Below are 12,622 nucleotides of genomic sequence, written 5' to 3'. Positions count from 1 at the left end.
AAAGCCGCAGTCCATTTTGCCGGGAATGTCTACGCAAGCGCCTCGCTTGTCAATCATAAACGATCAATATCGATCATATTGCACTGCACAATGAAATTATTTGATCGGAAATGATTGACACTGCTCGTTTTGAGTGCCTAGATGGCCAGGCAGGGAGGAACCATGCACGAAAAAGAGCGCCACAGGATCATTCTGTCCGCCGTCCAGGAAAAGCCTGTGGTGACGGTGCAGGAAATGGTCGACCTGACGGAGTCGTCCGAGGCGACGATCCGGCGCGATATCGCGGCTCTGCACGTCCAGAAGCGCCTGCGCCGGGTGCGCGGTGGCGCCGAGGCAATCTCGCCGCCGCAATTCATCGGCTTGGCCGGCCGGCCCTTTTCCGTCAACGAAACGATCAACGCTTCACAGAAGCGGGCGATCGCTCGCGAGGCGGTCGAATTGTGCGGGGATGGCGAGCCGATCATCATCAATGGCGGCACCACCACCTTCCAGATGGTGCATTTCCTGACTGGGCGGCGCATGCCGATCTTCACCAATTCGTTCCCGATCGCCGAGCATCTGCTCAAGCACTCGAAGAACACGGTGATGCTGTCGGGCGGCACCATCTATCGCGAGCAGAACATCATCCTGTCGCCCTTTGACAATGACGTGACCCGCAATTTCTACGCGCGCCGCATGTTCATGGGCGCCCAAGGGCTTGGACCGCTCGGCCTGATGGAAGGCGACCCGCTGCTGATCCAGGCGGAGCAGAAGCTGATCGACCAGGCCGACGAGCTGGTGGTGCTGGTCGATTCCTCGAAATTCCGAAAGCGCTCCAGCCTGATCCTGTGCGGGCTGTCGCGCATCGCCACCGTCATCACCGACGACGGCATCGAGGATCGCGAAGCCAAGATGTTGGAGACCGCGGGCGTGACGCTGATCGTCGCCCGCAAGACGGCAAAGGAAGAATCTTCACTGCAGGCCTGAGACCAACTCACGCCCGCAGCGGCGATGGAATGCAACGCTCAAGGGAGGATATGCGATGAGCTTTTTGAAGAAATTGATGGTGACGGCCGCATTCTCGGCCGCCATGTTCGTGAATGCCGCCTATGCCGAGAACGTCAAGATCGCACTGGTGGTGAAGTCGCTCGGCAACGGCTTCTTCGACGCCGCCAACAAGGGCGCCGAGGAGGCGGCCAAGGAACTCGGCGATGTCGACATCATCTACACCGGCCCGACCAAGGCAACCGCCGAAGCGCAGATCGAAGTGGTCAATTCGCTGATCGCGCAGAAGGTCAACGCCATCGCCATTTCGGCCAATGACGCCGACGCGCTGGTGCCGGTGCTGAAGAAGGCCATGGAGCGCGGCATCACCGTCATCTCCTGGGATTCGGGCGTTGCCAAGGAAGGCCGCCAGCTTCACCTCAACCCGTCCGACACCGGCCTGATCGGCGAGACCATCATCAAGCTTGCCGCCGATTATCTGCCGGAAGGCGGCGATGTCGCCATCCTGTCGGCCTCCTCGACCGCGACCAACCAGAACGCCTGGATCGACGCGGCCAAGAAGGTGCTGCCGGAGAAGTTCCCCAAGATCAAGCTTGTCGCCACCGTCTATGGCGATGACGATTCGGCCAAGAGCACCGACGAAGCCAAGGGCCTGCTGAAGTCCTATCCGAACCTCAAGGCGATCATCGCGCCGACCACCGTCGGCGTCGTTGCCGCCGCCCAGGTCGTCACCGACGAGAAGCTGATCGGCAAGGTCAATGTCACCGGCCTTGCGCTGCCGTCCGAGTTCAAGAAGTTCATCGACAACGGCGCCAGCCAGGCGGTTGCGCTGTGGAACCCGATCGACCTCGGCTACTCGGCCGTCTACCTCGCCCACGACCTGGCGGTGAAGAAGGAAGAGGCCAAGCCCGGTGCCACGCTGTCGATCGGCCGCGTCGGCAAGGTCACGCTCGACGATACCAACTCGGCTGCGATGGCTCCGCCCTTCCAGTTCGACAAGACCAACATCGAGAAGTTCTCCAAGATCTATTGATCTGGGACCCTCTCAAGCCGTCGCGGCGGGGCTCACGTCCCGCCGCGATTTTAGACGGACCTTGTTTCAGGGCTTGATACGACCATGGACACGACAGCCCAGCACGGCACGGTTAAGCAGAGGCCAGCGGCCTCCACGCCACGGCTGACGCTGTCCGGCATCTCCAAGAGCTTTCCCGGCGTGCGCGCGCTGCACAATGTCAGCCTGTCGCTCTATCCCGGCCAGGTGACGGCACTGATCGGCGAGAACGGCGCCGGCAAGTCGACGCTGGTCAAGATCATGACCGGCATCTACCAGCCGGATTCGGGCACGATCAGCATCGACGGCCGGGCCGTCAGCTTGCCCAGCGCGCATGCCGCCTTCGGCCATGGCGTCACCGCCATCCATCAGGAAACCGTGCTGTTCGACGATCTGAGCGTTGCCGAAAACATCTTTCTCGGCCACGCGCCGCGCACACGGCTAGGCACCATCGACTGGCGCACGATGCGCAAGAATGCCCGCGAAGTGCTCGACACGATGCACGCCGGCCATATCGATGCCGATGCGCGTTTGAAAGACCTCGGCATCGCCAACAAGCATCTCGTGGCGGTGGCGCGCGCCATGTCGATCGACGCGCAGATCGTCATCATGGACGAGCCGACCGCAGCCCTTTCGATGAAGGAGATCGAGGAGCTTTTCCTGCTCATCGAATTCCTCAAGGAGGAAGGCAAGGCGATCCTGTTCATCAGCCACAAGTTCGACGAGATCTACCGCATCGCCGACCGCTACACGGTGTTCCGCGACGGCGAGATGGTTGGCGAAGGCCTGATCAAGGATGCCGGCCAGAGCCAGATCGTGCGCATGATGGTCGGCCGCTCGGTCGATCATATTTTTCCGCAGCGCAAGGCCGAGATCGGTGCACCGGTGCTGTCCGTCGCCGGCCTGTCGCACCCGACCGAGTTCAACGACATCGGCTTCGAACTACACAAAGGCGAAATACTCGGCTTCTACGGCCTCGTCGGCGCCGGCCGCAGCGAGGTGATGCAGGCAATTTCAGGCATCACCCGCACCACGGGCGGCACGATCACGCTGGAAGACAAGACGATCGCGCCGAAATCGGCGGCGGATTCGATCGAGGCCGGCATCGTCTATGTGCCGGAAGAGCGCGGCAAGCAAGGCGTGGTGATCGGCCTGCCGATCTTCCAGAACGTCTCGCTGCCCTCGCTCAAGCGCACCTCCAAATCTGGCCTGCTGCGGCTGGCCGAAGAATTTTCGCTCGCCCGCTCCTACACCGAGCGGCTGGACCTCAGGGCCTCGTCGCTCAGCCAGGATGTCGGCACGCTGTCGGGAGGCAACCAGCAGAAGATCGTCATCGCCAAATGGCTGGCGACCGCGCCCAAGGTGATCATCCTCGATGAGCCGACCAAGGGCATCGACATCGGTTCCAAGGCGGCCGTGCATGGCTTCATGGCCGAGCTGGTGGCGCAGGGCCTGTCGGTGATCATGGTGTCGTCGGAACTGCCGGAGATACTCGGCATGTCCGACCGGGTGGTGGTCATGCGCGAGGGCCTTGTCGCGGCAGTCTATGACAATAAGGGGCTGGACGCCGAGACGCTGGTGCGGACGGCAGCGGGGATCGCGGCATGAAAGCCTTTCTGAAATACCGCGAGATCTGGCTGGCCGCGGCCATCATCGTGCTGATCGGGCTGATCTCGACCCGCTTCCCGGCCTTCGCCGACCCCGGCAACCTGCGCCAGGTATTCAACGACACCTCGATCCTGATGATCCTGGCGCTCGGCCAGATGGTGGTCATCCTGACGCGGTCGATCGACCTTTCCATGGCCTCCAATCTCTGCTTCACCGGCATGGTGGTGGCGATGCTGAACGCCGCACACCCGGCAATCCCGATCCCGGCACTGATCGTCATCGCGCTGGCGGTCGGGCTGGTGCTCGGCGCCATCAACGGCCTTCTGGTGTGGCGGCTGAACATCCCTTCGATCGTGGTCACTTTGGGGACGCTCACCATCTATCGCGGCGCCACCTTCGTCCTGTCAGGCGGGGCCTGGGTCAATGCCGACAAGATGAGCCCGGATTTCATCGGTTTCCAGCGCGCCGCCTTCCTCGGCATTCCGGTGCTGTCCTGGATCGCCATACTGGTCATCGCGCTGTTCTTCGTGCTGATGACGCGCACCGCGCTCGGCCGCTCGATCTATGCGATCGGCGTCAACCCGACGGCGTCGGTCTATACCGGCATCGATGTCGGCCGCACGAAATTCATTGTCTTCTGCATCTCCGGCATGATCGGCGGGCTTGCCGGCTACCTGTGGATCTCGCGCTACGTCATCGCCTCGGTCGAGGTCGCCAACGGCTATGAGCTCAACATCATCGCCGCCTGCGTCATCGGCGGCATCTCGATCGCCGGCGGCATCGGCTCGGTCGGCGGCGCGGTGCTTGGCGCGCTGTTCCTCGGCATCATCTCCAACGCGCTCCCGGTCATCAACATCTCGCCCTTCTGGCAGATGGCGATTTCGGGCAGTGCCATCATCCTGGCGGTCGTGCTCAACGCGCGCGGCGAACGCCAGCAAGGCCGGATCATCCTGAGAAAGACGGAGGCGGCATGACCGACATCCCTGCCCCACGCCATATTCCCGACCGGCTCGACAGGCCGCTGTCTTCGGCGATCTTTTCCTGGGAGGCACTGCTGGTCGTGGTGGCCGTCGCCATCTTCGCCATCAACAGCTTCGCCTCGCCCTATTTCCTCGATCCCTATTCGCTGTCCGATCTGACCTTCAACTTCACCGAGAAGGGCATGATCGCCTTTGCCATGGCGCTGCTGATCATCTCCGGCGAAATCGACCTGTCGGTCGCCGCCATCATCGCGCTGGCATCGACCATGATGGGCATGGCGGTGCAGGCGGGTGCGGGTACACCGGTGCTGGTGCTGATCGGCATTGTGGTCGGGCTTGGCTGCGGCGCCTTCAACGGGCTGTTGGTGACACGGCTCGGCTTGCCGTCCATCGTCGTCACCATCGGCACGATGAGCCTGTTCCGCGGCATCGCCTTCATCATCCTCGGCGACCAGGCCTATAAGGGCTATCCCGAAAGGTTCGCCTTCTTTGGCCAGGGCTATGTCTGGTGGGTGGTGTCGTTCGAGCTGGTGCTCTTCCTCGTCGCCGCCGTCGTCTACTGGTTCCTCCTGCATCGCACGAGTTTCGGCCGCCGCGTCTTCGCCATCGGCAACAATCCGGTCGCGGCGCAGTTTTCCGGCGTGCGCGTCGGGCGTATCAAATTCACCCTGTTCTGCCTGACCGGGCTGATGTCGGGTATAGCCTCGGTGCTGATCACCTCGCGCCTCGGCTCGACGCGACCGTCGATCGCGCAAGGCTATGAGCTGGAAGTCATCACCATGGTGGTGCTCGGCGGCGTCAGCATCCTCGGCGGCGCCGGCAGCATTGTCGGCGTCGTGCTCGCCGCGTTCATCATGGGGCTGGTGACGTTTGGGCTCGGCCTGCTCAACGTGCCCGGCATCGTCATGTCGATCTTCATCGGCGTGCTGCTGATCATCGTCATCGCGCTGCCAATCGTCTGGCGGCGGCTGCGAGGTAGCAGCTGATGCCTGAGAAATACGCGTTCAAGATGAAGCTCAAACCGGGCATGAAGGCCGAGTACAGGAAGCGCCATGACGAGATTTGGCCGTCGCTGGTCGCGCTCTTGAAACAGGCCGGCGTGTCCGACTATTCGATCCATCTCGACGAAGAGACCAACATCCTGTTCGGCGTGCTGTGGCGGCGCGACGATCACGGCATGGCCGAATTGCCGAAGCATCCTGTGATGCAGCGCTGGTGGGCTCACATGGCCGACATCATGGAAACGAAGCCGGACAACGAGCCGGTGGCCGTGCCGCTGGAAACTGTGTTCCAGATGGCATGAGTGCTCTGCGCCACATCGCCGTCATCGACATCGGCAAGACCAACGCCAAGGTGGCGCTGGTCGACCTCGCAACCTTGAGCGAGGTAGCGCTGCGCCGGATGGCGAATGCGCCGGTGCGGCAAGCGCCCTACCCGCATCACGATGTCGAGGCGCTATGGACATTCATCCTCGACAGCCTTGCCGATCTCAACCGCGAACAGCCGATCGCCGCCATCTCGATCACCACGCATGGCGCGACAGGTGCGCTGGTCGACGCCTCTGGCGAACTGGTGCTGCCGATGCTCGACTATGAGTTCGACGGCCCCGACAGGCTGGCGGCGGACTATGACGCTGTTCGACCGCCCTTCACCGAGACCGGCACACCGCGCCTGCCGCTCGGCCTCAATCTCGGTGCGCAATTTTTTTGGCAGCAGAAATGCTTTCCGGCCGCGTTCGCGCATGCGGCCGCGATTCTGATGTACCCGCAATACTGGGCGCTGCGCCTGACCGGCGTTGCCGCCAACGAAGTGACCTCGCTCGGTTGCCACACCGATCTGTGGAATCCATGGCATGCTGACTTTTCGTCGCTGGTCGATCGGTTGGATTGGCGCCGCCTGATGGCACCGGTGCGGCCGGCCAGGGATCGCCTCGGTCCGATCCTGCCAGCGCTTGCCGCGCGCACCGGCCTTGATGCGCAAACCCCAGTGTTCTGCGGCCTGCACGATTCCAACGCCTCGCTGCTGCCGCATCTCCTGTCCGACGCGCCACCCTTCTCGGTCGTCTCGACCGGCACCTGGGTGGTGTCGATGGCGGTCGGCGGCAGAGAGATTGCGTTGGATGCGGCGCGCGATACGCTGGTCAATGTCAATGCGCTGGGCGACCCCGTCCTCTCGGCCCGTTTCATGGGCGGCCGCGAGTTTTCCGTGCTGACGGAAGGCCGGCCGGAGACCTGGAGCGGCGATGATGTCCGGGCCGTGCTCGCGCGGAAGACATTGCTGCTGCCGTCGACGCAACAGGGATCAGGGCCGTTCCCGCATCAGGCCGCGACATGGCTCAATGCCGACGGCATGAACAATGGCCAGCGCTTTGCCTCCATCTCGTTCTACCTGGCACTGATGACGGCGACCTGCCTCGACCTGATCGGCGGCGATGGCCCGACCATCGTCGAAGGCCCGTTTGCCCGCAATCGCCTGTTCGTCGGCATGCTGGCCGCAAGCACAGGCCGCGCCGTCGTCGCCTCCGAAGCCGCCACGGGAACCAGCATCGGCGCGGCACTGCTGGCGTCCGATCTGGTCACGGCGCACGGCAAAGGCGAGCGACCGGAACCGCCGACCGACCCGGCCTGGGCCGACTATGCCAGCGCATGGCGCGCGGCGGTCGAGTCGCGGGGCTGATCACAGGATCCGCTTGCCGAAGGCCGACATGACGAAGTTCACGGTGTCAGCGCCGATCCTGGGCTCGATATCCTTGCTCAGCCCCGAAACATCCATCGACAAAAGCCCGCCCGACAGCGCGATCGCCTCCATCGCCTGATGCGTCTCGCGCACGGTCAGCCCGCCGGAGCCGGCCGCCCAGCCGGCGAATTCGGTCGCCGTTGGGGAATAGCTGAGATGAAAGCCCTGTGTGCCCGACGTGGCGATGCGGATCGCCTCATGCATAAGGTCGCGCATGCCCATGGCGTCGATATCGGTCATGGTGAAGGCCGACACCCGCGAATCCTTCAGCACCCGCGCCTCCGCCGGATCGGCATGGCGCAGACCCACGATGACGACATTTTCCGGCGACAGCTGCGGCTGCAGCGCGCCGGCCTTGTGATCGAGGCCGAGGGTACGGGCCAGCACCGAACCTTCCGGCAGGTCGATGCCCTCTTCGTCTTCCGGCATCAGCGCGGCGATGGAATCGATCCAGATCAGGCCGAAGGAATGCGTTGCGCGCCCCGTCGCAGTCAGCGCCTTGTGGGCGATACGGCGATCGGCGCCGGCACTCAGCCGGATCAGCCCCGAGGGCGGCCGCTCGACATCGGTGAGTTCCACGACGTCGAAATTCATCGCCTCCAGCCGCGCGCCGGTCCCCTCGCGGGCAAGAATGCCGGCGGCTTCCTGTTCGGCCGAGATCGACACCATCTTGCGGCCGGAAAAGTCCGCGACGTCATGCATCGGCGCCTTCTCGACATACTCCGACGTCATCGCCAGCAGCATGGCGCCGTAGCTCATGCGAAAGGCGACGCGATCTCCCACAGCGGGGCGCGGGTCGGCGTCCTGCACGTCGAGCAGCAGATGGTCGCTGGAGGCGCCGAGCACCCTGATCCCCCTGGCGATCGGCGTCAGCCCTTCGACCAGCACGTCCTCGCGGCCGATATTGGCGATGGCGCGCAGCCTGTCGCCCTCGTCGGGAAAGACCGGTTGGTTGCCGAAAGCGTCGTAGCCGGACTCGCCAATCGGCCGCGACGGCTTGAGCTTGACCTCGATGATGTCGCCGGTCAGGCGGCACGCGTCGGGCTCGAGTTCATCCCATGGCACATCGCGAAAGGTTTCGACGCCGCCTTGCAGGATCGCCTCGCCGACCCTGAGATTGTTGATGCCGGCCGGAAGTGTGCCTTCGAGCAGCAGCGTCAGCGACGACGAAGCCCCGCCGGAGATCCAGTCGAGACTTTTGCCCGACAGGCGCTCCGTCTTGTAGGCGTGGGCGACGAGTTGCCCAAGATTTTCCGGCGTCGGCATGATGGCGCCGAAACAGCCGAGATTGGTGCCGATGCCGGCGATGCGCACGCCCTTGAACTCGAGGATCCGCTCAACGGTGGGGATCAGGTCGCTCGGCCAGATGCCTTCGCGGAGGTCGCCGAGATCGATCATCAGCATGATGTCGTGGACGCGGCCCATGCGCTCGGCGATGCGCGAGATCTCGCGGATGGTGGCGAGTTCCGACTGCAGGCTGATGTCGACGGTGCGCACCACCTCCTCGATGCGCGCCATGGGCGGGCTGCGCAGCAGCATGATCGGCACGCTGATGCCGCTGTCGCGCAGCCGGCGAATGTTTTCGAAACGCGATTCGGCAATGCCGGCGACGCCGCCGCGCAGCATGGCGCGCGCCACTTGCGGCATGCCGCAGGTGCCCTTGGTGACGCCGAACACCTTGATGCCGGACAAAGCGCAGCGGTCAACAATGGTCCGTGCGTTGCGCTCGATACGGCCGAGGTCGATGGCGACTTGCGGTCCCGACATTTTTCCTCTCAGGGTTTGTATAATCTATCGGCCAGGTGCATCTTCAAGATCATCTTCTGATACCTGTCAAAGCCAGAAGTGACGGTCTCAATGTTGGAAACCAGAGCAATTGTATGTGGGCACGTCTTTCGATTGGAGAGACCGGTGGCACTGGTCGTCCGTCATTCCGATGGCGAGTGGCAACTGACATGCGGCGCACATGATCATCCTGCGGACTGCGAAGATTTCGAAGTCGTCGGCCTCGGCCATCTGACCACCACGCAGGACAATCTGGCACAGATTGGGCGGCTTGAGCGTGGTTGGCTTGCTGAATGGGTGCAGGGCCAATGGACGCGGTGCCAGCACGACGACTAGTGCTCCATCAGTTGACGTAGACGAGTCCCTGCGGGTCGATCTCGGGCTTGCGGCCGGCAACGAGGTCGGCCAGGAATTTTCCCGAGCCACAGGCCATCGTCCAGCCGACATGGCCGTGGCCGGTGTCGAGATAGAGGTTTTTGTAGCGCGCCTGACCGATGACCGGCACGGAGCCCGGCATCATTGGCCGCAGCCCTGCCCAGAGCTCCGCCTTCTTCTCGTCGAATGCGCCGGGGAAGAGGTCCCTGGCAGTCCTGAACATGGTGACAAAGTCGCTGGGTTTGTGGGTGCGGTCGAAGCCGGTGAATTCGGCGGTCGAAGCCAGCCGCAACCGGTTGCCGAGCCTCGAATAGGCCATCAACTGGTCCTCGTCGGCGCCGCCCATGGTCGGCCCCTTGCTCTCGTCTTCCAGCGGAATGGTCGCGGTATAGCCCTTCACCGGATAGACCGGCAGGTCGATGCCGTAGCGGCGGCCGTGCAGACCGCTTTCCGGCCCCATCGAGATGACCACGGCATCACCCGTCACCGGTCCGGCCGAGGTCATCACCGACCGCACCCGGTCGCCCTCAATGTCGAGACCCTCGACCGTCGTGCCGTAGAGGAATTTCACACCGAGCTTTTCGGCGGCATGGGCGGCGAGCTTTTCCACGAACTGCCGGGAATCACCGGTCTGGTCGATCGGCGAATAGACGCCGCCGGCGATCTTCTCCTTCACCCCGGCAAGGCCCGGTTCGAGCTGGACCAGCCGGTCGCGGCCGACGATCTCGATCGGCAGGCCATGCTCGGCCAGATAGCGGTAATTGTCGGTGCCGGTGTCGAGGCTGTGCTGCGAGCGGAAGAAATACAGGATGCCTTTCTTGCGCTCGTCATAGTGGATGCCGGTGTCGGCCGAGATGGCGTTGATGCAGTCGCGCGAGTAGAGCGCCAGGCGCAGCTTGACCTGGCTGTTGGCGCGCAGGCGGGCCACCGTGCATTGGCGCAGGAAACGCAGGCTCCAGGCGAGGAAATAAGGATCGAAGCGCAGCCGCACCTTGATGCCGAGATCATGATTGTAGAGCCCGCGCAGAAATGTCTTCAGCGCCGCCGGCGAGGCCCAGGCGGTGGCGTCGCCCGGAGAAACCAGGCCGGCATTGGACTGGCTGGTGCCACGCGCCGGCGCCGCATGGCGCTCGATCACGGTGACCTCGTGGCCGTCGGCGGCCAGGTAATAGGCCGCTGCCGTGCCGACAACGCCGGCGCCGAGCACCGTTATCTTCATGCCATCCCCCAAAGCTCTCGGCGGCACGGCGCCTCCACGCCGCGTCGCGACTGCTTCCATAGCGCGTCGCCGCGCGCCTTGCGAGCCCTTGGGGGGCTGGCTTAGCCGCGGGCGGAGTTCTTGCTGGTCAGGATGCGTTCCCAGGCGAGTGCGTCGGCAACGATCTGGTCCAGATCGTCGCGTTGTGGCGTCCAGCCGAGTTCCGCGCGGGCAAGGTCTGAATTGGCGACCACCGCAGCGGCGTCGCCAGGGCGCCGGTCGCCCATCTTCACCTCGAAATCCCGGCCAAAGGCGCGGCGCACGCTCTCAATGACCTCGAGCACCGAATAGCCATGGCTGTAGCCGCAATTGGCGACGAGGCTCTGTCCCCCGGCGCGCAGCCGCTGCAGCGCCAGGCGATGCGCAGCTGCCAGGTCGCTGACATGGATATAGTCGCGCATGCAGGTGCCGTCCGGCGTCGGGTAGTCGGTGCCGAACACCTGCATGAAGGGACGCTTGCCGAGCGCGGTCTCGCAGGCGACCTTGATGAGGTGGGTGGCGCCCGGAGTCGACTGGCCAGTGCGACCCCTGGGGTCGGCGCCGGCAACGTTGAAATAGCGCAGCGCCGTGTAACGGATGTCGTGCGCGAGGCCGGCATCGCGCAACATCCACTCGCTCATCAACTTGGACAGGCCATAGGGCGATTCCGGCGCCAGGCGGGCATCCTCGCGCACCGGCTCCAGCCCGGCGCCGCCATAGACGGCGGCGGTCGAGGAAAAGATGAAATGCGACACGCCCTCGCGCACCGCGGTTTCGATCAGCGTGCGTGTCTTCGAGGTGTTGTTCTCGTAGTAGGCGAGCGGGTCGGCGACCGATTCGGGGACCACGATGGAACCGGCAAAATGGATGATCGCATCGACATGATTGTCCCTGATGATCCCGCCGACCAATTCCTTGTCGGCGACATCGCCGACGACGAGCTTTGCCTCCGGCGCCACCGCCCATTCGAAGCCGGTGGAAAGCCGGTCGAGCACGACCACGCTTTCACCCGCATCCAGCAATTCCCAGACCATGTGGCTGCCGATATAGCCGGCGCCGCCTGTCACCAAAACCGTCATCCGCATCCTCGCATCTCAAGATTTATCGGAAACTGTCTCAAACACCGCCTTACTGGAAAGCCTGCCGCATGGCCATTAGAACCCTTGGTAACCGGCGTTCACCAAATGTGGCATCGTGCTGAAACATAAGTGATCCACAAAGCGTATCGTGGAGTGGGAATAGGCCACGATCCGTCATCGTTAGGAACAGGTGCGGGGCGTGGCATTTTGACCAAAACGGCCCGGTGGACGACCAATAGGCCAATGATTATGATCCCGCGCAAAATTGGGAAGCGGACATGAACTACCAGCGGTTCTTCGAAGAAGCGATCGACCAGCTCCACGCGGAGCGGCGCTATCGTGTCTTCGCCGACCTCGAGCGCATCGCGGGCAAGTTTCCGCGCGCCATCTGGCGCTCCAACGGCCGCGCCGAGGAAATCACCGTCTGGTGCTCCAACGATTATCTCGGCATGGGCCAGCACCCCGACGTCATCGCCGCGTTCCAGGACGCGGCCGGCAAGATGGGCTCGGGCGCCGGCGGCACCCGCAACATTTCCGGCACCTCCAACCCGCTGGTCGAGCTCGAGCATGAGCTTGCCGACCTGCACGGCAAGGACGCGGCCCTGGTCTTCACCTCCGGCTTCGTCTCCAACGAAGCCTCGATCTCGACCATCGCCCGGCTGTTGCCCAACTGCCTGATCATCTCGGACGAGCTGAACCACGCCTCGATGATCGAAGGTGTTAGGCGCTCCGGCGCCGAGAAGAAGATCTTCCGGCACAATGACGTCGCGCATCTGGAAAGCCTGCT

At 63.7% G+C, this 12,622-nt stretch carries 12 protein-coding genes; 9 read left to right on the top strand and 3 right to left on the bottom strand.

Going from position 1 to position 12,622, the window contains the following annotated elements; all coding sequences use genetic code 11:
* The first annotated feature begins 162 nt into the window (after positions 1-162).
* From CK227_RS29670 to CK227_RS29640, 7 genes are all read left to right on the top strand, one after another.
* Positions 163-966, top strand: coding sequence for a DeoR/GlpR family DNA-binding transcription regulator (locus CK227_RS29670; protein ID WP_010913443.1), 804 nt, complete (start codon positions 163-165; stop codon positions 964-966).
* Positions 967-1,021: 55 nt separating this feature from the next.
* The gene (rhaS, locus tag CK227_RS29665) at positions 1,022-2,017 is read left to right on the top strand and encodes a rhamnose ABC transporter substrate-binding protein (RefSeq protein WP_095775218.1); all 996 of its coding nucleotides are present in this window, start codon (positions 1,022-1,024) and stop codon (positions 2,015-2,017) included.
* Positions 2,018-2,101: 84 nt separating this feature from the next.
* Positions 2,102-3,643, top strand: a complete 1,542-nt coding sequence (locus CK227_RS29660) for a sugar ABC transporter ATP-binding protein (RefSeq protein ID WP_095775217.1) — start codon at positions 2,102-2,104, stop codon at positions 3,641-3,643.
* Positions 3,640-4,617 carry an ABC transporter permease gene (locus tag CK227_RS29655; RefSeq protein WP_095775216.1) on the top strand — a complete coding sequence of 326 codons (978 nt, stop codon included), beginning with the start codon at positions 3,640-3,642 and terminating at the stop codon, positions 4,615-4,617. The genes CK227_RS29660 and CK227_RS29655 overlap by 4 nt, the downstream gene beginning before the upstream one ends.
* Positions 4,614-5,609 carry an ABC transporter permease gene (locus CK227_RS29650; RefSeq protein ID WP_095775215.1) on the top strand — a complete coding sequence of 332 codons (996 nt, stop codon included), beginning with the start codon at positions 4,614-4,616 and terminating at the stop codon, positions 5,607-5,609. Before CK227_RS29655 ends, CK227_RS29650 begins: the two co-directional genes overlap by 4 nt.
* Positions 5,609-5,926 (top strand): L-rhamnose mutarotase, encoded by a 318-nt coding sequence (gene rhaM, locus CK227_RS29645; protein WP_095775214.1) that lies wholly within the window; start codon positions 5,609-5,611, stop codon positions 5,924-5,926. Before CK227_RS29650 ends, rhaM begins: the two co-directional genes overlap by 1 nt.
* Entirely contained in the window at positions 5,923-7,299 is a 1,377-nt protein-coding gene (locus tag CK227_RS29640) for an FGGY-family carbohydrate kinase (RefSeq protein WP_095775213.1), read from the top strand. Before rhaM ends, CK227_RS29640 begins: the two co-directional genes overlap by 4 nt.
* Here the strand turns inward: CK227_RS29640 and CK227_RS29635 are convergent, their stop codons facing one another.
* Positions 7,300-9,126, bottom strand: a complete 1,827-nt coding sequence (locus tag CK227_RS29635) for an alanine racemase (RefSeq protein WP_095775212.1) — start codon at positions 9,124-9,126, stop codon at positions 7,300-7,302.
* A 144-nt stretch (positions 9,127-9,270) separates the two neighbouring features.
* On the opposite strand from CK227_RS29635, the gene CK227_RS29630 reads away from it, so the two are divergent.
* A complete protein-coding gene (locus CK227_RS29630; RefSeq protein WP_095775211.1) occupies positions 9,271-9,480 on the top strand; it encodes a hypothetical protein in 210 nt (69 codons plus the stop codon).
* A 7-nt stretch (positions 9,481-9,487) separates the two neighbouring features.
* Here the strand turns inward: CK227_RS29630 and CK227_RS29625 are convergent, their stop codons facing one another.
* Complete coding sequence (locus CK227_RS29625; protein WP_095775210.1) at positions 9,488-10,738, bottom strand: D-amino acid dehydrogenase; 1,251 nt, start codon at positions 10,736-10,738, stop codon at positions 9,488-9,490.
* 101 nt (positions 10,739-10,839) lie between these two features.
* Complete coding sequence (gene galE, locus CK227_RS29620; protein ID WP_095775209.1) at positions 10,840-11,835, bottom strand: UDP-glucose 4-epimerase GalE; 996 nt, start codon at positions 11,833-11,835, stop codon at positions 10,840-10,842.
* Between the two features lie 278 nt (positions 11,836-12,113).
* Between galE and CK227_RS29615 the strand changes: the two genes are divergently transcribed.
* Positions 12,114-12,622, top strand: a 509-nt coding sequence (locus CK227_RS29615; protein ID WP_143750543.1) for an aminotransferase class I/II-fold pyridoxal phosphate-dependent enzyme, incomplete at its 3' end; no start/stop codon positions are given.

This window comes from Mesorhizobium sp. WSM4308, from assembly GCF_002294905.1.
Lineage (GTDB): Bacteria > Pseudomonadota > Alphaproteobacteria > Rhizobiales > Rhizobiaceae > Mesorhizobium.
The sequence above is the reverse complement of the archived record's forward strand: the minus strand, read 5'-3'. Positions and strand labels throughout refer to the sequence as shown.

Bases quoted from the DNA above. Each gene is read 5' to 3' on its own strand.
- CK227_RS29650 (WP_095775215.1), top strand. From the start codon at position 4,614: ATGACCGACATCCCTGCCCCACGCCATATTCCCGACCGGCTCGACAGG.
- galE (WP_095775209.1), bottom strand. From the start codon at position 11,835: ATGACGGTTTTGGTGACAGGCGGCGCCGGCTATATCGGCAGCCACATG.
- CK227_RS29635 (WP_095775212.1), bottom strand. From the start codon at position 9,126: ATGTCGGGACCGCAAGTCGCCATCGACCTCGGCCGTATCGAGCGCAAC.
- CK227_RS29625 (WP_095775210.1), bottom strand. From the start codon at position 10,738: ATGAAGATAACGGTGCTCGGCGCCGGCGTTGTCGGCACGGCAGCGGCC.
- rhaS (WP_095775218.1), top strand. From the start codon at position 1,022: ATGAGCTTTTTGAAGAAATTGATGGTGACGGCCGCATTCTCGGCCGCC.
- rhaM (WP_095775214.1), top strand. From the start codon at position 5,609: ATGCCTGAGAAATACGCGTTCAAGATGAAGCTCAAACCGGGCATGAAG.
- CK227_RS29670 (WP_010913443.1), top strand. From the start codon at position 163: ATGCACGAAAAAGAGCGCCACAGGATCATTCTGTCCGCCGTCCAGGAA.
- CK227_RS29655 (WP_095775216.1), top strand. From the start codon at position 3,640: ATGAAAGCCTTTCTGAAATACCGCGAGATCTGGCTGGCCGCGGCCATC.
- CK227_RS29640 (WP_095775213.1), top strand. From the start codon at position 5,923: ATGAGTGCTCTGCGCCACATCGCCGTCATCGACATCGGCAAGACCAAC.
- CK227_RS29660 (WP_095775217.1), top strand. From the start codon at position 2,102: ATGGACACGACAGCCCAGCACGGCACGGTTAAGCAGAGGCCAGCGGCC.